Consider the following 25,620-nt stretch of genomic DNA (forward strand, 5'->3'; position numbering starts at 1 on the left):
TTTCGATTTAAAATGGCCATATCAATGGCACTAATAATAATGTTGTTATTAAAAAGAGCAGGAGCAATGGTGCGCCCACTTTCAGGTAATCCATAAATTTATAACCACCAGCTGTCATTACCATTGCATTGGTAGTTGTACCAACAGGTGTTAAGAATGCGGTTGAGGCACTAATAGCAACTACAATCATAAACGGTGCAGCTGAAATATTCAAAGCATTGGCGGCAATAATTACGATAGGTGCCATTAATACTGCGGTTGCAGAATTATTAATCACTTGACTAAATGTTGTAGTAAGTAGAAATACACCTCCAAGAAGTACTATAGGATGTAAACTTCCTAATGTATCCACGAGACCATTGGCAATCAACTCTGCTGTTCCTGTTTTTTGAAGGGCTACTCCCATTGGTATCATTGCGGCAATCATTACTACGCTTATCCAGCTTATACCTTTATAAGCTTTCGTCATTGGCACGCATCCTGTTATTAAAATGATACCTGCTGCAATTAATGCTGCGATGGCTCCAGGAACAACCTTGAATACCAATAAGACAATCATCAATACTAATGAGAATAAAGCGATATAAGATTTGTAAGTTAGATCGGTCACTGTTTTTGCCATACCTTCAGGACTACCACAAATCACTAAATGTTCGTAATGCGCTTTTAATTCGTCAATAGCACTCCATGCGCCTCGAATTAAAAAAGAATCACCTGCTTTAACCGTAATTTCAGGTCCCTCTAAAGGTTTAGAATTACGAGAAGCTGCCATTAATTGAACATTGTAGCGATCCAAGAAATGACTAGATTTAATTTTTCTACCTACCCAAGCAGATTGTGGCGTTACCAAAACTTCCGTCATACCAACTTCTTGATTGATAAGATTATCCCTCAATTCATTTGCAATAGGATCTAGCGGTAAAAGCCCTAGTCTAAATTTTATCATCAAAGCGTTAATGGCTTCAGTAGTACCTTTAACCGTAATGATATCATGATATAAAAATTCGGTATCGTTGGTTGGTAATTCAATAAACGGATCTTTACCTTTTAAACGATTGGGATGTCTTCGTTTTATACGAAGTATGGTAATACCATGTTCACTTTCAAAATTCCAATCGCCTATTTTAGTATTTAAAAATGGAGAGACAGAACGTACTCTTAGCCTGTAATATTCGTTATCTACTTTATAAGCTTCAATCCATTGGTGAAGCGTGGTACTAATATTAACAGGTTTATTATTGGTTTTGTTACTTGGTAATAATCGGTAACCTATAAATCTAAAATAGAGTAGTGCCAATATCAAAAGCGGTAAGCCAATCAGTCCAAATTCAAAGAATGAAAAACCTTCTAACCCACTTTCTAACATGGTATTATTGACAATGATATTTGGTGGTGTTCCTGTTAAGGTTAATAATCCACCAGTATTAGAACCAAAAGCCACAGGCATTAATAATTTTGAAGGCAAGGTGCCAATGCTCCAAGCAGATGCGATGGTTACAGGCATCAAAGTGGCGACTGTTCCTGTATTACTAACGACTCCAGAAAGTAAACCAGAACCTAGTGTGGTAATTAATAAAAGCTTCACTTTACTTTTACCAGCCATTTTTATGAATTTTTCACCTGCCAATGCCGTCCAACCTGTTTGTGATAAGCCTTCTCCTATTATGAATAGAGCGGCAATCATAATTACTGTTGGGTTGCTAAATCCACTTAACGTCTCGGTTAAGGTCAATATCCCGAAGATAAAAAGACTCAACATAGAAATAAGTGCAATAATATCTGGTGTGAATTTTCCCCAAATGAATAAGGAGATGGTAATAATAAGAATGGCTATCATTAAGCCCATAGTGTGTTAGTGTTTAAATTATAGTGTAAAGATATAGTCAATTGGAAGCAATATTTATGACGAAAGTCATACTTTGGTTGAATTGAGAATTTTTCAATTTGTAGTAGTTTTAAGCTTACAAAATCCTGAAATCTGTAAACGAAACCGATTGCGAATTAAAATTAAGGCGATTATCTATCTTCTTTTTAATATTTTTGGCATTCGAGTGGCGTTTAAAACCGATAAAACTGTAATCATAATATGGTATTTGAAGCAAAAAAGGGGTTACAAATGTCACTGTACCTTTTAAAACAATAATAACAGGATAAAAGATTCTTATCCCAATTTAACTTTAAAGTGAGGTTTTTAACTTTTTTTTAGAATTGTTGATTGTCCATTTATGGACAAAATATGGGTAAAAAACCAGGGTTTTTTAGCAATAATGCCTTTAGGTATTGCATATGGTGTACCTAAAGGCACACTTTAGGAAGTGCGATACAAGTTTTTACCCATATAAAGTCCCTAACGGGACGAAAAATGAGAGTAAAATATATTTTATCATGTAATAATAAAAATATACAAATGAAATTAGATATTGTAGCATTTGGGTCACATCCGGATGATGTAGAATTAAGCTGTGGCGCAACTTTGGCAAAAGAAGTGTCTAAAGGCAAGAAAGTAGGAATTGTCGATTTAACTCGAGGCGAATTAGGAACAAGAGGCACCGCTGAAACAAGAGACGAGGAGGCTTTCAATGCGGCTAAAATTCTAGGCATTCATTCTCGAATCAATATGCGGTTTGCGGATGGCTTCTTTCAAAATGATAAAGCGCATCAACTGGAAGTGATTAAAATGATTCGCTATTACCAACCAGAAATCATTATTTGTAATGCCATTGATGATAGGCATATTGATCATTCTAGAGGAAGTCAGTTGGTTAGTGATGCGTGTTTCTTAAGTGGTTTAAAAAAAATTGAAACCATTTATAAGGACGAAAATCAACCACAAGAGCCTTGGCGACCAAAAGCGATTTACCATTATATACAATGGAAAGATATTGCACCAGATGTGGTGGTGGATGTCTCTGGTTTTATGGATAAAAAAGTAGCATCTGTACTGGCTTATAAAACCCAATTTTTTGATCCGGATAGTAAAGAGCCTGAAACGCCTATTTCCAGTAAGAATTTTACGGATAGTGTAGACTATAGGGCTCGGAATTTAGGACGTTTAATTGGCGTAGAACATGCTGAGGGCTATACCGTTGAACGTTATCCTGCTGTGGATAGCTTATTTGATTTGAAATGAGTGGGATTGGAATTTAGTGACAGTTTAAGAGGGTTTGTCGTTTAGCTTGTTAGTCATCAATTTAACAGTTTCGAAGTATTAAATTCTATTTGTTTTATTCGGATGTTAGCCCACGTTTTTTTCTATCAATTCTTTTAATTTCTGATATTCTGGGTCGTCCAAAATATCGTATTCGTTTGTAGTCGCAAGTAAAATTGCGTTTCTACATTCCTCAATTCTACGCAAAACTGGTAATACAATACTCTTTCCGTGATTGATATATTTCTTCATATCACTTGCAGAAGTTGGAATTTTATAACCATCTCTACTACTTGCAATCAAAATTCCTTTATCTCTTAAATGACCAATAATCTTTGAACTAAATTGTTCTTTACTCAATGGTTTATGTCTATTTACACTTAAATGGCGAACAAATTCGGCAGACGTAGTGAATTTACGAGGATGATTAGATTGATGATATAATAATAAAAGTTTAAGAAAGTTTATTCTATCACGATTGTCAGGTGTATTGCCAGTTGTTTTATCAATAAAGTCAAATGCTCTATTCAATCCAAGTGTTGCGATTGTATCATCGTATTCACTAAACGTTTCCTTTTCACTAAATTCCTCGGATTTATATTCTTTCGGAAATTGATTTAAGCTAATTAGTTTGTCATTAATTAATTCGGCAAACTCGGATGATTTATCAGATTTTTTGAGTTCGTCAAATATGTAGCCTAAAGTTCCAGCCATCATATCAGCTAATTGAACTCCTAAATCATTATGGCTTTTTTGAATATGGAAATCAGAACCTGCAAATAAATTTCTGATATGATTTTTCTCAACGTATTTTTTGAAACTACGCATAAAATCATTTCCACCGTGTTCATCAACTTTCAATTCCAATTGTGGAAAAGTTCGATAAAGTTCTTTGTAAAGAATTCCGTTTAAATATTTGTAAAAAGACTGTTTGTATTTAAATCCTTCTCCATATAGTTTTCGTTTATCTATTACCACAGCATAAACAGAAAAATTAACTTTTTTAAGTTCTCTTAAAATGAGAATTCTGCGATTATGATTATGCTTTACTTTGCTGGATTTTATTTCTCCTGTTTGAAAGAATCGTTTTCTAATTTCCTCAAGTTGAATTTGTATTTCATTCAATTCGTCTTGATTCATTATAACACTTGCAATGATGAAATGACTTCCTTGATTTTCAAAATCAAAAGAATTATTTCCAAATTCGTCTGCAAATGCTATTACTTTCTTCATTGTTTCTCAAATGTGGGCTAACGTGTTTGTGTATGGTTAGTTGCGTGTTTCAGCAACTAATTTAGTAAACAAAAACGAACGCGAGAAAATTCCGAAGGAATTTTCCAAATAAGCACTTGCCAAAGCAATTAATTATACACGTTGTTGTAAAACGTTTTTTTATTCAGCTGTATCTCCTTTATTCGGTTCAGCTATTATAAATGCCCAATCAACATAATCAGGCACTTCATATTTTTTAAAATAGTCTTCTCCCAATCCGATGATTTGATTCCTAAAATCTTCTATTTCTAAATTATTGTTGTCATCAATGTCAAAAATGATTCCGTTACTAAAGAAAATAGATTCATTTGGTTTCATTTGAAAAATGTGCCATTGTTTATTTTCTAGTTCAGAATTCCGATTTACAATTAAATTGTCATTTGATTCATTCAAGACAAATATTTCAAATCTTTTTTTTCTCCTTTTGCTTTGAAGGATTCTGGTATTATAAATTCCAGTTTTATTTGAATCTTTTTTATTGCGCTTGAGTTTATTCATAGGTTTTGATTTAAATCCAAATAAATAAATCAAGTAAGGCATTATTAATCCAATTCCAATTGCTAAAGTATATAAACTGTAAATATCTCTTGACTTTGCTTGGTATGAATTTCTTCCACCTATTGATAACCATAAAATTACAAATCCAATAAGAGCTATTCCCAAAAGGATATTTGGAAATAAATTCTTAAATCTATTGTTTCGATTCATTTTAAATGGTTCGTGATAAATGTTTTACAACTGGTTATATAGTAACTTTTATTACTTATATCCCGTAAATATATCAGGTTATAGTAAGATTAGTGTTACGGTTATCCCGTAAAGATAATTTTTTTATAGCTTTATCCAAAGAGCTTCTTGTAAACTCTAAGTCGACGAATTTTATAAGGTTTAGGATTCATTTGCTAGTGGTCGACTTTGATAACTATCGTTTATAATTTATCGCTTTCTTGTCTGAAAGACGCTGAGGTTTATACAGTTGAACGCTTTATTGCGGTAGATTCATTAGTTCACTTGAAATAATATCAAAAACTGTTTGTAGAAAATAGGAATTAATATATCTTTGCAATCCAATTTAAAATGGTGGTTGTAGCTCAGCTGGTTAGAGCGTTGGTTTGTGGTACCAAAAGTCGCCGGTTCGAACCCGGTCTTCCACCCAAAAGTAGTAAGCCTTTCAGAAATGAAGGGCTTTTTTTGTGCGAATAATGTTTAGGAAAAATCTAGTGTTTAAGGTTACTTACCTCCTAAAAAATGATATAATTTAAAATCATAATGTTTCTATTATTAGACTATACTATAGTCGTATTGGGTAAATTCATACTTATTCTAAATAAGACAAATTGTTAAATTAGTATTTATCCTTGGGTTTTTCTGTTAATAATCTAATAAATCCTATTGTTTTGTATTTAATTATGATTTATAATCAGTGAAAATCCAATTTTATTACATATTTTAAAATACACTTTATAATTCGTAAATTTGTGTCGCTTAAAAATAATAATCAACCTTAAATATTCTATATGGCTTTTGACATTGATATGATAAAAAAGGTTTACGCTAACATGACAGAGCACGTTGATGCTGCTCGAGAAATTGTAGGTAAACCATTAACACTTTCGGAAAAAATATTATACGCTCATTTATGGGACGGAAAACCTAATAAAGCTTTTACGAGAGGAAAGGATTATGTAGATTTTGCACCAGACCGTGTGGCATGTCAAGATGCAACCGCGCAAATGGCATTGTTGCAATTTATGCAAGCTGGTAAGCCAAAAGTGGCTGTTCCAACAACGGTGCATTGTGATCACTTAATTCAAGCTAAAGATGGTGCTGCAACAGATTTAAAGCACGCTAACAGCACAAGTAGTGAGGTGTTTGATTTCTTGGAATCAGTGTCTAATAAATATGGTATCGGGTTTTGGAAGCCTGGTGCTGGAATTATACATCAAGTGGTTTTGGAAAATTATGCGTTTCCAGGAGGTATGATGATCGGTACGGATTCACATACCGTTAATGCTGGTGGATTAGGAATGGTAGCCATTGGAGTAGGTGGAGCAGATGCCGTAGATGTTATGGCAGGAATGGCTTGGGAACTTAAATTCCCGAAATTAATTGGGGTGAAATTAACAGGTACATTATCTGGTTGGACTGCACCAAAAGACGTGATTTTGAAAGTCGCTGAAATTTTGACCGTAAAAGGCGGAACGGGAGCTATTGTAGAATATTTTGGTCCTGGAGCGACATCTATGTCTTGTACAGGAAAAGGAACCATTTGTAATATGGGTGCCGAAATTGGTGCTACCACTTCTACTTTTGGTTATGACGATTCCATGGAGCGTTACTTAAAAGCTACAGATAGAGCTGACGTTGCGGAAGCAGCTAATAATATAAGAGAATACTTAACTGCAGATGAAGAGGTTTATGCCAACCCTGAACAATATTTTGATCAGGTTATTGAAATCAATCTTTCTGAATTAGGACCTTTATTGAACGGCCCTTTTACGCCAGATTTATCAACGGAAGTTGGATCTGCAATGACAGAGAAAGCTAAGTCTAACGATTGGCCAATTCAAGTAGAATGGGGATTAATTGGTTCTTGTACCAATTCATCTTATGAAGATTTGTCAAGAGCGTCTTCGATTGCACAACAAGCTTTGGATAAAGGTCTAAAGATGAAGTCTGAATTGGGTATCAATCCTGGTTCTGAACAAGTAAGATTTACAGCAGATAGAGATGGTATTTTAGGAATCTTTGAAAAATTGGATGCTAAAATATTCACAAACGCTTGTGGACCTTGTATAGGTCAATGGGCTAGATATAGTGATCCTAAAAATGCGCCTAAGAATAGTATTGTACACTCTTTTAACAGAAACTTTGCAAAACGTGCAGATGGAAATCCAAACACACACGCTTTTGTTGCCTCACCAGAGATTACAGCTGCTATTGCCATTGCTGGTCGTTTGGATTTTAATCCATTAACGGATAAGCTGATAAATGAAAATGGAGAAGAAGTGATGTTCGAGGAACCAACAGGATGGGAATTGCCTCCAAAAGGTTTTGAGGTTAAGGATAATGGTTATTTAGCACCTGTTGCTGATGGTAGCGGCTTAGAAGTTACGGTTAGTGCAGATTCAGAACGTTTGCAATTATTAACCCCTTTTGAACCTATCGGAAACGAAATTAAAGGCGCGAAGTTGTTAATCAAAGCTTATGGAAAATGTACAACCGACCATATTTCTATGGCTGGACCTTGGTTACGTTTTAGAGGACATTTAGATAATATTTCTAATAACTGTTTAATTGGTGCTGTTAATGCGTTTGGTAAAAAGACCAATTTTGTTAAAAATCAATTGACAGGTGAGTTTGGGGGCGTACCAGATACAGCGAGAGCTTATAAAGCTGAAGGCATACCATCTATTGTAGTTGGTGACCATAATTATGGTGAAGGATCGTCAAGAGAGCATGCTGCGATGGAACCAAGACATTTAGGTGTTGTGGCTGTGATTGTAAAGTCTTTTGCACGTATTCACGAAACCAACCTTAAAAAACAAGGGATGTTAGGTTTAACCTTCGATAATGAAGCAGATTATGATTTGATTCAAGAAGATGATACTTTCAACTTTACGGATTTAAACGAATTTGCTCCAGACAAACCATTACATGTTGAAGTAGTGCACGCAGATGGTAGCAAAGATACTATCGCGTTAAACCATACATATAACCAAGCACAAATTGATTGGTATAATGAAGGTTCTGCATTAAATTTAATTAAGAAGCAAAATAAAGCATAGTACATTTTTTAATATATAAATTAGGCCTTTGAGAAATCAAGGGCTTTTTTTGTGTTCATTTTGTAAGTTCTCTAAATTTGTTACGACCTATTAAAGAATTTACAAAAACACTTCCCAATGCAGTCACTGTGGTTCTTTGATGACGTGAATCTTTTTAAGGTTCTATGTCCGCATAAGTTTAAGGCTTATAAAAAGGAGCATGTTTTCTGTGCTTACAAAAAGAAGGACTATATATATTTTGAAGCAGACTCGGCAAATAAAGTTTATTTAATAGAAAAAGGAAAAGTCAAAATTGGCTATTACAGTGAAGATGGGAATGAAATTGTAAAAGCAATTTTATCAAAAGGAGAATTATTTGGCGAAAAAGCTATTTTAGGAGACGAAAAGCGTGATGAGTTTGCGCAATCTATAGATAATTCAACTTCCATTTGTCCGATTAGTGTAGATACTATGCACGATTTAATGCGTAATAATCAAACTTTTAGTCTCAAAGTTTATAAATTTATCGGGTTTAAGTTTAAAAAGTTGGAACGCAGATTACAATTGCTATTATTTAAAGATACCAAAACACGCCTCATCGAATTTTTAGATGAACTTTGTACAGATTACGGTTATGACTGTGATAAAACTGGAGATCATATTATAAAACATCCATTTACTCAAAAAGATATTGCTTCATTGATTGGCACTTCAAGACCAACTATAAATATTCTTCTTAACGAACTTAAAGAAGAAAATTACTTAGATTTTAACAGAAAAGAGATAAGAATCTTAAAATCATCGGCTTAATGTTAGCTAGCTAACATTTTTTAAAATTGATAAGCTATAATTTTGAAATATAATTTTAAAATTAAAAGCAATGATGAAAAAAATGATTTTAGCAGTTTTGGCATTGGTAATTTTTGCCACTTCATGCAGTAGTGATGATGACAATAGTAGTCCTACAAATTCAAATTTAATCCTTAATCTTGATGGTTTAGAGGCTTTGGGTAATGATTTTGTTTATGAAGGATGGATTATTGTAGATGGGTCTCCAGTATCAACTGGGACATTTAGTAGTGTGGATTTTCCACAAACTTTTTCAGTAAATACAACACAATTAAATGATGCCACTACGTTTGTGTTATCTATTGAACCAGCTGTAGATACTGATCCTGCGCCAGCTGCAACAAAAATTTTAGCTGGTGATTTTTCAGGAACTTCGGCGACAGTAAATTCAAACGGTATTGTTGGCAACTTTAGCGCTGCATCTGGAACCTATATTTTGGCAACACCTACAGATGCCGATGATACCAACGAAGATAGTGGTGTTTGGTTTTTGGACAATACTAGTGGAACTCCAATGACAGGTTTAAATTTACCAACCTTAACTGACGGTTGGAAATATGAAGGATGGGCAGTTTTGAATGGAACTCCAATTAGTACAGGAACATTTATCGATCCAGCATCCGCAGACGAGAATGCCTCAACTTCTATTTTTAAAGGTGATGCAGGAAATGGTCCTGAATATCCTGGAGAAGATTATTTACAAAATGCGCCGGCAGGAATGACGTTTCCAACCGACTTAAGAGGAGCGACGATTGTGATATCAGTGGAACCAAGTCCTGATAATAGTCCAATGCCCTTTACTTTAAAACCATTAGCACATGAGGTACCTGGAAATGCAATGGTACATACGGCGATTTCCATGGGAACGGGACCAGTTGCAACAATTTCAGGTTCGGTAACAAGAAATTAATAGGAGTTTATATTTGTAAGATTTGAAGCGTAATACTAATTTTGGTGTTGCGCTTCTTTAATATCTGTATCAATGAGCAAACCGAACAAGAATAGAAAGATAATATTCAATATCATTATTATTGTGATGATAGTGGCCTTGTTTTTTCCTCAAACTAGGCGAACTATTCAAATAGGGTTGCATAAAGGCTTGAGTTATGTGAATCAATCATCACTAATCGATTTAGAAGATAGAAAATCTGTAAGTTATGCAGATTGGAAATTAAAATCGGATAGGGATGATACGATTTTAAAATTTGAAGATTCCAAAGGAAAAGTGGTGTTTATTAATTTTTGGGCAACATGGTGTCCTCCTTGTATTGCTGAAATGCCCAGTCTTCAGGAATTGTACAACGACTATAATGATAAAGTCGTATTTCTTTTTGTCACCAAAGATGGTTTTGAAACCGTTGAGAAATTTAAAACTAAAAGAGGATTTAATTTTGAAGTTTTTAAACCCATATCCAAAACGCCAAGTGAATTAGTAACAAGTTCTATTCCCCGAACTTTTATTATAAATAAAGAAGGTAAAATTGTGGTTGACGAATCTGGTGCTGTGGACTGGAACAGTATGAAAGTCAGACAGCAATTAGATAATTTACTTTCCGAATAAACAGATACACAGTATTGCACCTTTACTATTTAAAATATTTAAAAGGTACAATAAGCATCCCAAAGTTTTCTCCTTTGTCTTTTCCCAAGTGTTTATGATGAATTTTGTGAGCACGTCTCAATCCTCTTGCGTATTTGTTATCTATATTCCGTAGCCATTTGAAGCGTTGATGTATAAATATATCATGAACCACAAAATAAGCCATGCCATAAGCTAAAATACCGAGACCGATAGGTAAGGTGTACCAAATATTTTCGTATCCCCAAAGATAGAAACAGGTCATACTAACAACGGCGTAAAAAATAAAGAACGCATCATTACGTTCAAACCAACTATCGTGGTCTTTATGATGATGATCTTTGTGTAAGCTCCACAAAAACCCATGCATAATATATTTATGAGTAAACCAGGCGTTAAATTCCATGATAAAGAAGGTGCCAAAAAAGATCAATATCCAAAATATGGTTTGCATAATAGTGCTTTGTTTTTTATAGTAAATTTAATTGATATTTCACATAACTGCGAGTTAATAACTCTATTTTTCTGTAATTAGGAACCCTGATTCTAGTCGATTTAATTTGCAAGGCAGGTGTCCTTTTAAGCTTGTCCAATAATTTGCTATAATAGCGATAGGCCATAAAAACCCCAAATTTAGCTTCAATAGGTAAGCGTTTGATACCATGCAATCCTTTTTCGAAATCGGCTTCAATATCGTCTATAATGGCTTTTTTCGATTTTTCGTCTAATTGATTTAAATCCGTATTCGGAAAATAAGTTCGACTAAGGTCTTCAAAGTCCGCTTTTAAATCGCGCAAGAAATTGACTTTCTGAAAAGCGGACCCCAAACTCATCGCAGAATCTTTTAAATCTTCATATTTCTCATTATCGCCTTTTACAAAAACCTTGAGGCACATAAGTCCAACAACGTCCGCAGAGCCATAAATATAGGCTTTATATTCTTGTTCAGTCAGATAATCTGTTTTGTGAAGATCCAAACGCATACTGTTCATAAATGAATCTACTAAATGCTTATCGATCCCATAATTGTGGTAGGTGTCTTGAAAAGCATTTAAAATAGGATTTAAACTTATCTTATCTTCTAATGCAGCTTCAAGGTCATTTTCAAAATTATTGAAAAGCTTTTTTTTATCATAATCATGGAATGTATCCACGATTTCATCGGCAAATCTTACAAAACCATAAATATTGTAAATATCTTGTCTAATGCTGTCGGATAGCATTTTGGTAGCTAGAGAGAATGAGGTACTGTAAGCGTTGGTAACTGCCTTACTACATTCTCGGGATACGTTGTCGAAAATTGATTTCATATTTATAATTTCTTAGCCATTAATTTTAATTTTTTTGAACCAGTTCAGCAACTAGTTTTCCTGAGATTAAGGCTGGCGGAACTCCAGGTCCAGGAACAGTTAACTGCCCAGTGAAATAAAGTTGATTCACTTTTTTGCTTTTTAACTTGGGTCTTAAAAAGGCGGTTTGCATTAATGTATTTGCCATGCCGTATGCATTTCCTTTGTAGGAATTGTAATCTTCAACAAAATCCTTAACACAGTAGGATTCTTTAAAAAGGATATGTTCACGGACCTTTTGTTCGGTTCTCTTCTCGAATCTATTTATAATAATATCGAAATATTGCTGACGTAATTCAAGTGTGTCGTCTAATCCTGGTGCGATTGGAATAAGAAAAAAAGCAGTCTCACAACCTTCAGGAGCCATACTTTGATCTGTTACCGAAGGAAAGTTAACATAAAAAAGTGGATTTTCAGGCCATTTTGGATGATCATATATGTCTTCGGCATGCGCTTCAAAATTCGTATCAAAAAATAAGTTGTGGTGTTCAACATTTTTTAATTTCTGATCAAAACCAACATAAAAGAGTAGGGAAGAAGGAGCGAAAGTCCGGCTTTCCCAAAATTTTTCACTGTACTGTCGGTAATCCTTATCCAAAAGTGTTTCGGAATGATGATAATCTGCTCCGCTTATGATTATATCAGAATGGATAATTTTACCATTCACTATAATGCTTTTAGCGGTTTGGTTTTCTACATTTATTTTTTCAACATTGCTATTGGTATAGATTGAAACGCCTAAGCTTTCAGCCAAATTTTTCATGGCCTTAACAATCTCGTACATACCGCCTTTAGGATGCCAAGTTCCTAAACCAAAGTCTGCAAAATTCATAAAACTGTAAAACGATGGCGTTTCATTTGGCTTGGCGCCTAAAAAAAGTACTGGAAATTCTAAGGTTGAAACAAGCTTTGGGTTTTTGAAATTTTTACGAACGTCAGAACTTATAGTTTTATAAAAACGATCTAATCTGGTGATGGTTTCCATTGTCACTAATTCAAAAGGCGAAAGACCAGGTTTTAAAACCACTTTGTTTATAGCGATATCATAATGATCTTGTGCTTTGGCTATAAATTTACGTAGTGGTTTGGAACTTCCTGATTCTATACGCTCAAACTCTTCACATATTTTATCCATGTGATCGCCAATAGTTATAACATCGTCTGAAAAAAAAATCTTATAAGCTGGACTTAATTTATCAAGCTGATAATAGTCACTTGTGCTTTTCCCAAAATCATTGAAGAATTTTTCAAAAATATCTGGCATCCAATACCAACTTGGTCCCATATCAAAAGTGAAGCCATCTTTGATAAGTTGTCTGGCTCTTCCGCCTACAGTGGCATTTTTTTCGAAAATAGAACCTCGTAACCCGCTTGCGCTAGATAGCATGAAGCCGATAATGCTGAGAAGCCTGAACCTATTATGGAAATTGTTTTATGCATTGGTCTTAAAGTTCTTCCATCAGGTTTTGAATGGAATTAAAGGTTTTCATGTTTTGAGGTAATTGTTCGATATCTACAGCGTTAAGTATTTGTCCAAGAATCCAAAATTTTGTGTTTGGTTTTTTCATCACTATATCATTGAATTCATCAAGATAGTCTAAAACATTTTCTTTTTCAGGTTTTACTGTAAAATAAGAGATGTAAATAATTTCATCATAGTAATTTTGGAGTTCAACCAAACTCTTAATTGGAACACTTTGACCCAAAAAAATGGAATGGTAACCTTTATTTACGAGCTGATGGTTTATGAACATTAAACCCAGTTCGTGAATTTCGTTATCAGGTAAATACAATACAAAAGTTTTGGTTGACTTGTTTGTTTGCTTTGACTGAATTTCTTCAGTATTTATTAATATTTTCTGACGAATAAGTGTGGTAATAAAATGCTCGTGAGCAGGAGTTATAGTGTCCGTTTGCCATAAGAGACCAATTTCATTTAGAAAAGGAATAAATATTTCATAAAAAACTATATTAAACTCTTTTTCTTTGAGAAGTGAATTGTAGGTTTTGTAGAATAACGCTTGATCAAAGTTTAGCATTGATAGTTTGAAGGCATTTATGGCGTGACTTTCTAAATTGGATTCAGCCGCTATTTCTCTTACTAATTGAGGGATTTCATCTTCCTTTATTTTAGCAATTTTCGAAATTTTATAGCCGTTGTTGTTAAGGTAACTCACATTGAGCAACTTTTGGAAACTCTTTAAATCATAGTATCTTATATTAGTTTCGGTACGTTTAGGTTCTAAGAGATTGTACCGTTTTTCCCAAATTCTTATAGTGTGCGCTTTAATTCCTGTAAGATTTTCGAGATCTTTTATACTAAATTGATTTTTGATATTGTTCATTTATTTTAAATAATGATTAAACAAAAATACAATTTATAACCTTAAAATGCTTGGATTTAACAAAAATTATATAAAAAAGAATAAAAAAAGAGATGTGATACTTTGCGACGGAACGAATGACTATTATATAAGCCTAATTTAAAAATTAAAAATAGTAATTGCGATTATAGTCTTTAAAAACAAGAATACGGTACTAATCTTCTAAGTTTGAAGAAAAAAGTGCGCACGAGAAGACTCGAACTTCCACGGACTAATGTCCACCAACCCCTCAAGCTGGCGCGTCTACCAATTCCGCCACGTGCGCAAAGTAATGAAGTAAAGATAAAAAAAAAGTTAAGCAATTTGCTTAACTTTTTTAGTGACCAGTCTGGGGCTCGAACCCAGGACCCTCTCCTTAAAAGGGAGATGCTCTGCCAACTGAGCTAACTAGTCAAAATGTTTTCTCTTTAACGAGGGTGCAAATATAAAATGTTTAATTAATAATGCAATACTTTTTTTATTTAATTTTTCGTTTTTTTGTTGTCTATTTGTCTATCGGTTTAAAAATCAATTTATAAGCATTATGATTATAGTTTTAATAGGATATATGGGTTCTGGAAAATCAACCATTGGTAAGGAATTGGCTACAGTTCTTGACTATGGTTTTTTAGATTTAGATGATTATATTTCCGATAAGGAAAATGCTTCCATTCCTGAAATTTTTAAAAAGAAAGGGGAAATCTATTTTAGAAAAAAAGAAACCGAATATCTATCTGAAGTTATTAGTACTTCAGAAAATTTAGTACTGGCACTAGGTGGTGGAACACCTTGTTACGGAAACAATATGGATTTAATAAATGATAAGGCTAATTTAATATCGATTTACCTAAAACTTTCCATTCCACTTTTGGCTAAACGTCTATTTCAAGAACGTGCCAATAGACCTTTAATAAGTCATATAAATTCTGAAACTGATTTATTGGAATTTATTGGTAAGCATCTTTTTGAACGGTCTCCATATTATAGTAAATCGCAATTTACATTAAATACAGATCACAAAACAAAACAAGAAATTATAGAATCACTATTGGTTCACTTAATCTAAATAAGCTTCATAAGGTTGCTTGGTTAAATTAACGTGTACATGCTCAAACAATGATGTGGAAAGCGAAATACCTTTAAAGTCTGCCTTTACAGGATATTTTTTATGGTTGCGATTAACCAATACTGCCGTTTTAAATTGTTTAAGTGGTACATCCAAAAAATGCTTGATACCATAAATTAATGTGCTGCCAGAGTTTAGAACATCGTCAATCAATACAATGGATTTATTGGTGTAATCTTCTTTGCTAATGGATGTTTTAATAGGTTTTGTTGGTTCAGATTTGTTTATGGTTACTTTACACAATGTAGATTCTATACTGGAAATTTTATCTAAATTCGACTTGATTTTTTTCGCTAATAAAAAGCCATTGTTCTCAATACCAGCAATTATAAGTTCTGTTTCATCAACATTACTTTCATATATTTGGTAAGCTATACGTTTTATTTTATGCTCAATTTCTTTATGACTTAAAATGGTGTTCTTCGTTAATGCCATAGTTTAAAAAACTAATTTAAATTTTAGGATATACATTATTCACATTAAGATGAGTTCTAAATACACATCATATGCTTTCAAAGATAAAAAACAGTTCTTTACCTTGTCTTTCTTTTATGGAATTTATTGAAGGTTCTAAAACTTTTATGTTGAACTTAGATTCAAAACGCGATTGATATTCAGCGAGACTTCCTCCAAATGGTGGTCCATCCTCAGTTAATTCAAAATTAAAGAACAAACCAACAAGCTTCCCTTTAGGTTTTAATAAATGGTACATTTGCTCTACATAACTTTGTCTTAAATTGGGATTTAATGCACAGAAGAAGGTTTGCTCAATAATGAGATCATAAGTATCGCTAAGTTCAAAAAAATCAGCATGTAAAAGTTGTGATTCAGGAAAATCTGGTACACGGGTTTTTAAATTATCCAACGGTTGTTGTGCAATATCCAACACATAAATGTTCAAAAAACCATTGTTCCATAAGTATTCGGCTTCATAACTATTGCCTGCACCAGGAATTAATATTTTTAACGACTTATCTTCTAATTGGTCAAAATATGTTTTAAGTGGTGTTGAGACATAACCAATATTCCAACCAATTTGGTTAGTTTTATAGCGGTTCTCCCAATAGATCTTGTTGATTTCATTCATGTTACTAATTACTCTTAAAATAGGGTCGTTTGATTTCTGTAAATTAATTCAATTTGACTATAATTCTCAAGGCAACCTTTTTTAGTCTTGATTCTTGATTCTATAAGCGAAGCGGTCTTTTATCTTTTTTAAAACTTACTCTTCATCATCATAAAAATCATCAATATCGCGTCTATCTTTTTTTGTTGGTCTTCCAGTGCCTTTTTTTCTGTAATAATCTTTACTGTATTTAAGAAGCTCTTTAGCTTCAAAGGCAGATTTTGGAGTGGTATCAACTCTATAAAGATCTACTAATTTGGCTCCCACACGATTTGGCGGTAAATCGTTAACGGTAAGTTGATAGATGATTTGATCTTTTCTCAGTTCAATTTTATCTGTAGGAAAAACTTCCCTTGAGGGCTTAACGGCTGCACCATTAACTTTTACTTGTCCTTTTTTACACGCTTTTGTGGCTATACTGCGTGTTTTGTAATATCGTACACACCATAAATATTTGTCAATTCGCATATCTTATTTACTAAAAACTACGTTAATAGAATATACCATTTCTTATTTGAAATTATTGAAGTAGAAATGAAAAAAGGGCATTTTATTCCTGTAATTATAAATTGGTAATGGTATTTGTACAAAAATATTATATTATTGTATCTTGCGGCTTAAAAATTAGCAATAATGAACTTCGTCTGTTAACTGTGGTGGTAACAAATGAACAAAATGAATATTTATGAAAATTAAAACTTTAAGATTAAGTCTTTTATTACTGGCTATAACAACAGTATTTATTTCTTGTAATGATGATGATGATGATGAAAGTAGTACTCCATTTGTTGAAGCCGATAGGACGGAACAACAAGCAGAGGATAATGCTGAAATTCTAGCATATTTGAATACACATTATTACAATTCGAGTTTTTTTGAAACAGGAACGGATCATGAATACACTGATATCATTTTATCTGAATTGCCAACAGATGACGATGGTAATTATTTAGAATTGCCAGATCCTGCTAATAACACCTTACTTATTGATGCCGTAGAAACGCGTACAGTGACCTATTTGGAAGCGGACTATGAGTATTACGTATTAAATTTAAATCAAGGAGATGGCAACTCGCCAAATTATACCGATTTGGTACGTGTAAGGTACGAAGGAAGCTCTGTAAACGAAGTTGTTAATGGAGAAGAAGAAGTTTTTGATTCTGCCATCACTCCAGCGGATTTATATTTGCAGTCGGATTATGTTTCAGTATCTGGTGTTATAAGGGCATGGCAACTGGTAATGCCATCGTTTAATGCAGGAACCGGTTTTGATATTCAGGAAAATGGAAATGTGAATTATTATAATTTTGGTTTAGGGGTAATGTTTGTACCTTCTGGATTGGCTTATTTTTCATCGACTGCAACAGGTTCTTCTTATGATAACCTTATCTTTAAATTTGAATTACTGCAATTTGAAACGGTTGATAGTGACAATGACGGGATACCATCTTATATTGAAGATTTAGATGGAGACTCAGAAGTTGAAGATGAAGATACAGATGAAGATTCATTATTTAATTTTATTGATAATAATGATGATGGAGATGATGTCTTTACGATTGACGAATTGATTCCAAACACCTATATAATTAATACAAATATTGGTGAAGTAGAACCTACACTCGCTGCTAATGAATTTGAAAGAAGTAGAACTGAAACTGATGGTGTTATCACTCTTAAAACAGTAACTATTGCAGATTCTAACAATGATGGCTTGCCTGATTATTTAGACGAAACCATTGAAATTAATTATAATATAACCAGTAATTAATTATTGATTTAAGAATTTAAACTAAGAAAGCCGCTCAATTAATTGAGCGGCTTTGTTGTTTTTATATTATAAAAATTACAATCCTATTGACAAACTTAGGATCAATTGATCTGGTCTGGTATCAATTCTGCTCTCACCTACGGTCACCAAATTGGTGTTAATAAATGTAGCTTCATTGTCACTAAAACCTCTCTCATACCTAAGGTCGATTCCGATCTTTCTGAAGTTAATTCCGACTCCAAAATTTAGTCCTATAGAAAAATCGTCTTTAACATTGTCAATAGTGATACCGTCAAATTCTGTATCTAGTATATATTGAAATGAAGGTCCTGCAAAAACACTCAAAGGACCAATGACCCTTAGACCAACTAATACTGGCGCATCAATTTTCTTAACTGAAAATTCATTGCTGCTGTAGTCACTTTTTGTAGCTGTATAAATAAGTTCAGGTCTTAAGTAAAGTTTGTCTCCTATTTTTCCAAACACACCAACATGATAACCAATGTTACGATCGGGATTTTTCGCGTTGACATTGGTCGACTCAATATAGTCTCCATTGGCACTGTAATTTAAACCGCCTTTAAAACCGAATGAACTTTTAGTTTGGGCATTAATGCTAAAGCCTATAAAAGCTAAGATTAAAGTTAGGGCAACTGATTTTTTCAAATTTTTCATAATGTTCGTTTTTAAGATTAAGTATTCCTAATATCAAAAACGCTGCCATAATGAAGTTATTTTCTTTTCAGTACTTTTTTAACAGCCTTAATAATCGCTTCACTATTTAATCCATACTTGTCCATAAGTTGTGTAGGAGTTCCAGATTCACCAAAAGTATCATTGGTGGCCACAAATTCTTGTGGAGTAGGTTGGTGTAACGCTAAAACCCTAGCCACACTTTCTCCAAGTCCACCTAAATAATTATGTTCTTCGGCTGTAACCACACAACCTGTTTTGGCAACGGAATCTAAAATGGCTTTATCATCTAATGGCTTTATGGTGTGAATATTAATCACTTCAGCTGAAATACCAGCTTCATTTAATGTTTTTGATGCTTCTAAAGCTTCCCACACCAAATGACCTGTAGCGACAATAGTCACGTCAGTACCTTCTGTAAATTTAATCGCTTTACCTATTTCAAATTTTTGATCTGCTGGCGTAAATTTGGGAACAGAAGGACGACCAAATCTTAAATAAACAGGTCCATCGTGTTCAGCAATAGCTATCGTTGCTGCTTTGGTTTGGTTATAGTCACAAGGATTTATAACCACCATACCTGGCAACATTTTCATTAATCCGATATCTTCTAGAATTTGATGTGTCGCACCATCCTCGCCTAAAGTTAGTCCAGCGTGCGATGCACAGATTTTCACATTTTTGCCAGAATAAGCGATAGATTGACGAATTTGATCATAAACCCGTCCTGTAGAGAAATTGGCAAACGTTCCTGTAAATGGGATTTTTCCGCCAATAGTTAAACCAGCCGCAATGCCCATCATGTTGGCTTCTGCGATACCGACTTGGAAAAAACGCTCGGGATTCTCGTCTATAAATTCGTTCATCTTCAAAGATCCAATTAAGTCCGCGCACAAGGCTACCACATTAGGATTTGTACGACCTAATTCTGCTAAACCTGCACCAAAACCACTTCTTGTATCTTTCTTTTCTGTATATGTATATGTTTTCATAAGCCTACCCAACCCTTCCAGAGGAAGGGCTTTAAAAGGGTTATATTTTTAGTTGTTTTTTTTCATCATTTAGGTCCTTCCCTTGGGGAAGGATTTAGGATGGGATTAATAGTCTCCTAAAGTTTCAGCATTTTGTTCTAATCCAGTAGCCAATTGCTCGTCATTTGGCGCTTTTCCATGCCAAGCATGTGTGTGCATCATAAAATCGACACCATTACCCATTACGGTATGAAGCAAAACACAAACGGGCTTTCCTTTTCCAGTCAAGGATTTGGCTTCTTTCATTCCTTTAAGAATAGCCTCTATATCATTACCTTTTTCAATATCTAAAACGGTCCAACCAAAAGCTTCGAATTTCGCTCTTATACTTCCCATTGGCAGAACATCGTCCGTTGAGCCATCAATCTGTTGCTGGTTTAAATCTACTGTGGAAATCAAATTATCCACTTTTTTTGCAGAAGCATACATTATGGCTTCCCAATTCTGTCCTTCTTGTAATTCGCCATCGCCATGAAGACTATAAATTAAATGGTCATCTTTGTTCAATTTCTTAGCTTGTGCAGCACCAATGGCAACAGACATGCCTTGTCCTAACGAACCAGAAGCGATTCTGATGCCTGGTAAACCTTCATGTGTTGTTGGGTGACCTTGTAATCTTGAGTCAATTAATCGGAAGGTGTTAAGTTCTTCCACAGGAAAATATCCAGATCGTGCCAATACACTGTAAAATACTGGTGAAATATGTCCGTTAGACAAAAAGAATAAATCTTCGCCTATTCCATCCATGTCAAAACCGTCCTTGCGCTCCATGAGTTCTTGGTAAAGTGAGACAAAAAATTCTGCACATCCTAATGAACCTCCAGGATGACCAGAGTTGACCTTGTGCACCATTCGCAATATATCTCTACGAACTTGAGTTGTTAAATCTTCTAATTCTTTAATGTTTGGCATGTTCTGTTTCTTATATTTAATAAAAAATGTCCACGAAAGTTTTCTTTCGCGGTTACTGTTTTACCTTTCCTTTGGAAAGGTCAGAATTGTTTATTCACAATGCTGAGTTAGGTTGCAAAAATAACTTTTTACACAGGTCTTTCAAAAGTTGATGCGCTGCACTTATTAACGAAATGCGTGATTTGCTAACAATCTTTAAAAATTCAACTCAACAATACCAAATTGTATAGGACGCATCCTTTATAAACAATAGCGAAAAATAACCACCCATTGTTTTTTAAATTTAATTTAAGAAGGAATGTTAAAGAGTTATTTATATTTGCCGTCTGACAACGATTTAATGAAATTTAATAGAGTAGCAAACGATAAAGAAACCAAGGCAAGGGCAGGAACTATTACCACAGATCATGGCACGATTGAAACGCCGATTTTTATGCCAGTTGGAACTGTGGCTTCCGTAAAAGGTGTGCACCAAAGAGAGTTGAAAAATGATATTAATCCGGATATTATTCTCGGAAACACATATCACCTTTATTTAAGACCTCAAACTCCAATTTTAGAACAAGCTGGTGGTTTACATAAATTTATGAATTGGGATAGAAATATTCTAACCGATTCTGGTGGTTACCAAGTGTATTCGATGTCTTCCAACCGAAAGATTAAGGAAGAAGGTGTAAAGTTCAAATCACATATCGATGGGAGTTATCATGTTTTTACACCCGAAAATGTCATGGAAGTTCAGCGCAGTATAGGTGCAGATATTATCATGGCTTTTGATGAATGTACCCCTTATCCATGCGATTATAATTACGCCAAACGTTCTATGCACATGACGCATCGTTGGTTAGAGCGTTGTTTAACTCATCTGAAAAAGACACCTTTTAAATACGATTATGAACAAACATTTTTTCCGATAGTTCAGGGCAGTTGCTATAAGGATCTAAGACAGCAATCAGCTGAATATATAGCCAATGCAGGCGCAGAAGGGAATGCCATTGGAGGCCTGTCCGTTGGTGAACCAGCGGAGGAAATGTATGCTATGACAGACGTGGTTTGCAATATTCTCCCAGAGGACAAACCGCGTTATTTAATGGGTGTTGGAACACCAATCAATATATTGGAAAATATTGCGTTAGGTGTAGATATGTTCGATTGCGTGATGCCTACGCGTAATGCGAGAAATGGCATGTTGTTTACGGCTCATGGCTCAATTAATATCAAGAATTTAAAATGGGCCAACGATTTTTCACCTGTAGATGAAATGGGTATAACCTTTGTTGATACCGAATATAGTAAAGCTTATTTAAGACATTTGTTTACGGTTAATGAATTATTAGGAAAGCAAATTGCAACTATTCATAACCTTGGTTTTTACCTTTGGTTAACAAGAGAAGCCAGAAAACATATTATTGCGGGCGATTTTAGAGCGTGGAAAGAGAAAATGGTAAAACAAATGGATAACCGATTGTAGTTATCTAAATGAATGAAAAATGAAGGAATAATAATTAAAAATGAGGATGAAGTGTGAATTTATACAATAATTCAATCTAGAATTTAATTTTCACAAAACATAAACCACAAACCACAAACCACAAACTAATAAACAACTTTGAAAATCCTAGATTGGTACATATTAAAGCGGTATTTATTTACCTTCCTAATGATGTTACTATTGTTTGTTCCTATCGGAATAACTGTAGATTTAGCAGAGAAGGTAGGTAGAATGATTGAAAATGATGCTTCACTTGGTGAAGTTGGTTTTTACTACTTGAATTTCACGGTATATTTTGCCAACCTCTTATTTCCTTTGTTTTTATTTTTATCTGTGATTTGGTTTACATCTAAACTGGCGAATAACACAGAAATTGTTGCGTTTTTAAGTTCCGGAACATCATTTTCAAGATTTTTAAGACCTTATATGATAGGTGCAACTTTAGTAGCAGGTTTTGCCATGTTTTTAGGAATGTATTTAGCGCCAATAGCGAGTCAAGGCTTTAATGAATTCAAATTCAAATATTTAAAGAAAAATAAGGATATTCAGCAAACACGGGATGTTTATCAACAAATAAATGATAATGATTACATCTATGTGAGTAATTTCATTCCCAGAAATAAGACAGGCCATAAATTTACCTACGAACATTTTGAAGGTAATGAACTCAAATACAAAATTTTTGCTGACAACATTCGCTATATCGAAGAGGATAGTATGTACAGACTTACAACTTATCTCAAACGCTCTTTTGAAAATGGGGTAGAGACGGTAGAAAAAGACAGTCGAAAATTAATGGATCTACCTTTTGAAATCGAAGATTTAACACCTGTGCAGTATGCTGCTGAAACAAAATCTTATGGTGAGCTATTGAAATTCATTGCTGCCGAAAAAAGAAGAGGCTCTCCTAATATTGGCCGTTATGAGGTTGTAAAACTTAAAAAGTGGAGTTTACCTGTATCCATATTTATTTTAACAATTATTGCCGTGGCAGTGTCTTCCGTCAAACGACGTGGAGGAATGGGTGTTAATCTTGCTTTAGGTATTTCTATTGCTATGATCTACGTGTTCTTTGACAAAGTTTTTGGAGTGATGGCTGAACAGTCAAATTTTCCAGCCATTGTTGCTGTATGGTTTCCTAATGTAATATTTGGTATTTTAGCAGTATATCTGCTGCAAAATGCCAAACGCTAAACTAAAGCATTATATACACTTACATTTTCTGGTAGTAATAGCCGGATTCACTGCTATTCTTGGAGAATTAATTACAATCGGAGCTTTAGAATTGGTTTGGTACAGAATGGCTATGGCAGGTTTGTTAATGTTCATTTACATCAAAATTATTCGACTAAATATTAAAATTTCGAGACGGACGTTTTGGCAATTTTCTGCAGCAGGCGTTATTATAGCCTTACATTGGATCACTTTTTTTGAAGCCATTAATCAAGCTAACGTTTCTATTGCTTTAGCTATGTTTTCTTCAGGGGCGTTTTTTGCTTCTTTTATTGAACCTTTCTTTTTTAAACGACGTATTTTAGGTTACGAAATTATCTTTGGTATTATTGTAGTGTTAGGAGTAATTTTAATCACAAGTAGCGAAATACGCTATATTAATGGTATTATTTTAGGTTTGTTATCAGCATTATTTTCAACGTTGTTTGCTGTTATCAATGGTCGTTTTATAGAAAGACATAGCGCGACCGTAATTTCATTTTACGAATTTATAAGTGGCGTTTTGTTTTTAACTGTATTTATTTTAGCCTCAGGTAAAACATTTAATGCTGAATTCTTTACACTTTCCAATGCAGATTGGCTGTATTTATTCATATTGGCATCTGTTTGTACAGCCTATGCTTTTATAGGTTCTGTACATGTGATGCGTTATATCAGTCCTTTTACTGTAATTTTGAGTTATAATCTAGAACCACTTTATGGTATTGCCATTGCATTGATGCTTTTTCCAGAAACCGAAAAGATGTCGCCACAATTTTATTTAGGTGCTATTTTGGTTTTGGTTACGGTATTGATGGATGCCATTTTTAAAAACTATAAACGGAGAAAACGTAAAACAGGTCAAATTACCAATTAAAGTTTTTATATTTGCCTAACTAACTAAAACAATAAACTAACTTCAAATTGTATGGAATACTTAGAGTTTGAATTACCCATAAAAGAGCTGGAAGATCAGCTCGATAAATGTCAGATTATAGGAAAGGAAAGTGACGTTGATGTTACAGAAACCTGTAAACAGATTGAGAAAAAATTAGCAGCAACTAAAAAAGATATCTATAAGAATCTTACGGCTTGGCAACGTGTTCAGTTGTCTCGTCATCCAAACAGACCTTATACTCTAGATCATATTAAAGCAATCTGTGGTGATACGTTTTTGGAATTACACGGCGACCGAAATGTAAAAGACGACAAAGCCATGATAGGCGGTTTAGGAAAAATTGGCGACCAATCGTATATGTTTATTGGTCAGCAAAAAGGCTATAATACCAAAACAAGGCAGTATCGGAATTTCGGAATGTCTAATCCAGAAGGCTATCGTAAAGCATTACGTTTAATGAAGTCGGCCGAGAAATTCGGAATACCTGTGGTTACTTTAATTGATACGCCTGGTGCATATCCTGGTTTAGAAGCTGAAGAACGTGGCCAAGGAGAAGCCATTGCGAGAAATATCTTAGAAATGGCGCGACTTAAAGTGCCAATTATCACTGTTATTATCGGAGAAGGTGCGTCTGGTGGAGCCTTAGGTATTGGAGTAGGTGACCGCGTTATGATGTTAGAGAATACATGGTATTCGGTTATTTCGCCAGAATCCTGTTCTTCTATTTTATGGAGAAGCTGGGAATACAAGGAACAAGCTGCTGAAGCCTTAAAACTAACGGCTAAAGACATGAAACGGATGAAGCTTGTCGATTCAATTATTAAAGAACCACTTGGTGGCGCACATACAGATAGAGATAAAACATTTTCGGCTGTAAGTGATGCCATTGTCAAGGCTTATGAAGAGCTTAAAAACTTATCACCAAAAGATTTAGTGATTCAACGGATGGAAAAATACGATAATATGGGAGTCTATAAAGACTAAATCCACTAAACATACGGAACTATAAAAAACTGAAGTCTAAGCTTCGGT

23 protein-coding genes, 3 tRNA genes and 1 pseudogene are annotated in these 25,620 nt (G+C 34.1%); 12 read left to right on the forward strand and 15 right to left on the reverse strand.

The genetic code is table 11. The annotated features are described in order from the left end of the window. Positions 1 to 7: 7 nt before the first annotated feature. A complete protein-coding gene (locus HM990_RS06890) occupies positions 8 to 1,846 on the reverse strand; it encodes an SLC13 family permease (protein ID WP_178988225.1) in 1,839 nt (612 codons plus the stop codon). Between the two features lie 561 nt (positions 1,847 to 2,407). Between HM990_RS06890 and bshB1 the strand changes: the two genes are divergently transcribed. Beyond that, the gene (gene bshB1, locus HM990_RS06895) at positions 2,408 to 3,130 is read left to right on the forward strand and encodes a bacillithiol biosynthesis deacetylase BshB1 (RefSeq protein WP_178988226.1); all 723 of its coding nucleotides are present in this window, start codon (positions 2,408 to 2,410) and stop codon (positions 3,128 to 3,130) included. A 105-nt stretch (positions 3,131 to 3,235) separates the two neighbouring features. Here the strand turns inward: bshB1 and HM990_RS06900 are convergent, their stop codons facing one another. Both HM990_RS06900 and HM990_RS06905 read right to left on the reverse strand, forming a co-directional pair. Then, positions 3,236 to 4,381 carry a DUF3800 domain-containing protein gene (locus HM990_RS06900; protein WP_178988227.1) on the reverse strand — a complete coding sequence of 382 codons (1,146 nt, stop codon included), beginning with the start codon at positions 4,379 to 4,381 and terminating at the stop codon, positions 3,236 to 3,238. A 159-nt stretch (positions 4,382 to 4,540) separates the two neighbouring features. After that, entirely contained in the window at positions 4,541 to 5,128 is a 588-nt protein-coding gene (locus HM990_RS06905; RefSeq protein ID WP_178988228.1) for a hypothetical protein, read from the reverse strand. A gap of 371 nt (positions 5,129 to 5,499) precedes the next feature. Between HM990_RS06905 and HM990_RS06910 the strand changes: the two genes are divergently transcribed. The 5 genes from HM990_RS06910 (at position 5,500) to HM990_RS06930 (ending at position 10,597) form a co-directional block, all read left to right on the forward strand. Then, positions 5,500 to 5,575, forward strand: a tRNA-His gene (locus HM990_RS06910). Between the two features lie 362 nt (positions 5,576 to 5,937). Continuing rightward, the gene (locus tag HM990_RS06915) at positions 5,938 to 8,208 is read left to right on the forward strand and encodes an aconitate hydratase (protein WP_178988229.1); all 2,271 of its coding nucleotides are present in this window, start codon (positions 5,938 to 5,940) and stop codon (positions 8,206 to 8,208) included. A 117-nt stretch (positions 8,209 to 8,325) separates the two neighbouring features. Beyond that, a complete protein-coding gene (locus HM990_RS06920; RefSeq protein WP_178988230.1) occupies positions 8,326 to 8,997 on the forward strand; it encodes a Crp/Fnr family transcriptional regulator in 672 nt (223 codons plus the stop codon). A 70-nt stretch (positions 8,998 to 9,067) separates the two neighbouring features. After that, positions 9,068 to 9,946 (forward strand): anti-sigma factor, encoded by an 879-nt coding sequence (locus HM990_RS06925; protein ID WP_178988231.1) that lies wholly within the window; start codon positions 9,068 to 9,070, stop codon positions 9,944 to 9,946. Positions 9,947 to 10,018: 72 nt separating this feature from the next. Continuing rightward, a complete protein-coding gene (locus tag HM990_RS06930; protein ID WP_178988232.1) occupies positions 10,019 to 10,597 on the forward strand; it encodes a TlpA family protein disulfide reductase in 579 nt (192 codons plus the stop codon). A gap of 25 nt (positions 10,598 to 10,622) precedes the next feature. On the opposite strand, the gene HM990_RS06935 is transcribed toward HM990_RS06930, so the two are convergent. From HM990_RS06935 to HM990_RS06960, 6 genes and pseudogenes are all read right to left on the reverse strand, one after another. Then, positions 10,623 to 11,069, reverse strand: a complete 447-nt coding sequence (locus HM990_RS06935) for a sterol desaturase family protein (RefSeq protein WP_178988233.1) — start codon at positions 11,067 to 11,069, stop codon at positions 10,623 to 10,625. Positions 11,070 to 11,085: 16 nt separating this feature from the next. After that, entirely contained in the window at positions 11,086 to 11,925 is an 840-nt protein-coding gene (locus HM990_RS06940) for a phytoene/squalene synthase family protein (RefSeq protein WP_178988234.1), read from the reverse strand. Between the two features lie 25 nt (positions 11,926 to 11,950). Beyond that, positions 11,951 to 13,404: pseudogene (locus HM990_RS06945) on the reverse strand (phytoene desaturase family protein). 5 nt (positions 13,405 to 13,409) lie between these two features. Further along, a complete protein-coding gene (locus tag HM990_RS06950; protein WP_178988235.1) occupies positions 13,410 to 14,309 on the reverse strand; it encodes a MerR family transcriptional regulator in 900 nt (299 codons plus the stop codon). Positions 14,310 to 14,529: 220 nt separating this feature from the next. Then, positions 14,530 to 14,613 (reverse strand) — tRNA-Leu (locus tag HM990_RS06955). Between the two features lie 55 nt (positions 14,614 to 14,668). Further along, positions 14,669 to 14,741: transfer RNA gene (locus HM990_RS06960), tRNA-Lys, on the reverse strand. 130 nt (positions 14,742 to 14,871) lie between these two features. On the opposite strand from HM990_RS06960, the gene HM990_RS06965 reads away from it, so the two are divergent. After that, positions 14,872 to 15,393 carry a shikimate kinase gene (locus tag HM990_RS06965; protein ID WP_178988236.1) on the forward strand — a complete coding sequence of 174 codons (522 nt, stop codon included), beginning with the start codon at positions 14,872 to 14,874 and terminating at the stop codon, positions 15,391 to 15,393. Here HM990_RS06965 and HM990_RS06970 read toward each other — a convergent pair. From HM990_RS06970 to HM990_RS06980, 3 genes are all read right to left on the reverse strand, one after another. After that, complete coding sequence (locus tag HM990_RS06970) at positions 15,385 to 15,888, reverse strand: phosphoribosyltransferase family protein (protein WP_178988237.1); 504 nt, start codon at positions 15,886 to 15,888, stop codon at positions 15,385 to 15,387. The genes HM990_RS06965 and HM990_RS06970 overlap by 9 nt on opposite strands. 67 nt (positions 15,889 to 15,955) lie before the next feature. Beyond that, complete coding sequence (locus HM990_RS06975; protein ID WP_178988238.1) at positions 15,956 to 16,540, reverse strand: methyltransferase domain-containing protein; 585 nt, start codon at positions 16,538 to 16,540, stop codon at positions 15,956 to 15,958. 135 nt (positions 16,541 to 16,675) lie between these two features. Continuing rightward, a complete protein-coding gene (locus HM990_RS06980) occupies positions 16,676 to 17,047 on the reverse strand; it encodes an RNA-binding S4 domain-containing protein (protein ID WP_178988239.1) in 372 nt (123 codons plus the stop codon). A 217-nt stretch (positions 17,048 to 17,264) separates the two neighbouring features. On the opposite strand from HM990_RS06980, the gene HM990_RS06985 reads away from it, so the two are divergent. Beyond that, positions 17,265 to 18,350 carry an FKBP-type peptidyl-prolyl cis-trans isomerase gene (locus HM990_RS06985; protein WP_178988240.1) on the forward strand — a complete coding sequence of 362 codons (1,086 nt, stop codon included), beginning with the start codon at positions 17,265 to 17,267 and terminating at the stop codon, positions 18,348 to 18,350. Positions 18,351 to 18,425: 75 nt separating this feature from the next. Here the strand turns inward: HM990_RS06985 and HM990_RS06990 are convergent, their stop codons facing one another. From HM990_RS06990 to HM990_RS07000, 3 genes are all read right to left on the reverse strand, one after another. Next, the gene (locus HM990_RS06990) at positions 18,426 to 19,025 is read right to left on the reverse strand and encodes a porin family protein (RefSeq protein WP_178988241.1); all 600 of its coding nucleotides are present in this window, start codon (positions 19,023 to 19,025) and stop codon (positions 18,426 to 18,428) included. 56 nt (positions 19,026 to 19,081) lie between these two features. Beyond that, a complete protein-coding gene (locus HM990_RS06995; protein ID WP_178988242.1) occupies positions 19,082 to 20,035 on the reverse strand; it encodes a transketolase family protein in 954 nt (317 codons plus the stop codon). 105 nt (positions 20,036 to 20,140) lie between these two features. Beyond that, the gene (locus HM990_RS07000) at positions 20,141 to 20,986 is read right to left on the reverse strand and encodes a transketolase (protein ID WP_178988243.1); all 846 of its coding nucleotides are present in this window, start codon (positions 20,984 to 20,986) and stop codon (positions 20,141 to 20,143) included. Between the two features lie 340 nt (positions 20,987 to 21,326). On the opposite strand from HM990_RS07000, the gene tgt reads away from it, so the two are divergent. From tgt to HM990_RS07020, 4 genes are all read left to right on the forward strand, one after another. Further along, positions 21,327 to 22,457 (forward strand): tRNA guanosine(34) transglycosylase Tgt, encoded by a 1,131-nt coding sequence (tgt, locus tag HM990_RS07005; protein ID WP_178988244.1) that lies wholly within the window; start codon positions 21,327 to 21,329, stop codon positions 22,455 to 22,457. 138 nt (positions 22,458 to 22,595) lie between these two features. After that, positions 22,596 to 23,672 (forward strand): LptF/LptG family permease, encoded by a 1,077-nt coding sequence (locus HM990_RS07010; protein ID WP_178988245.1) that lies wholly within the window; start codon positions 22,596 to 22,598, stop codon positions 23,670 to 23,672. After that, entirely contained in the window at positions 23,659 to 24,567 is a 909-nt protein-coding gene (locus HM990_RS07015) for a DMT family transporter (RefSeq protein WP_178988246.1), read from the forward strand. Before HM990_RS07010 ends, HM990_RS07015 begins: the two co-directional genes overlap by 14 nt. A gap of 51 nt (positions 24,568 to 24,618) precedes the next feature. Beyond that, entirely contained in the window at positions 24,619 to 25,572 is a 954-nt protein-coding gene (locus HM990_RS07020) for an acetyl-CoA carboxylase carboxyltransferase subunit alpha (RefSeq protein ID WP_178988247.1), read from the forward strand. The last annotated feature ends 48 nt before the right edge of the window (positions 25,573 to 25,620 follow it).

The organism is Winogradskyella schleiferi, assembly GCF_013394655.1.
GTDB lineage: Bacteria > Bacteroidota > Bacteroidia > Flavobacteriales > Flavobacteriaceae > Winogradskyella > Winogradskyella schleiferi.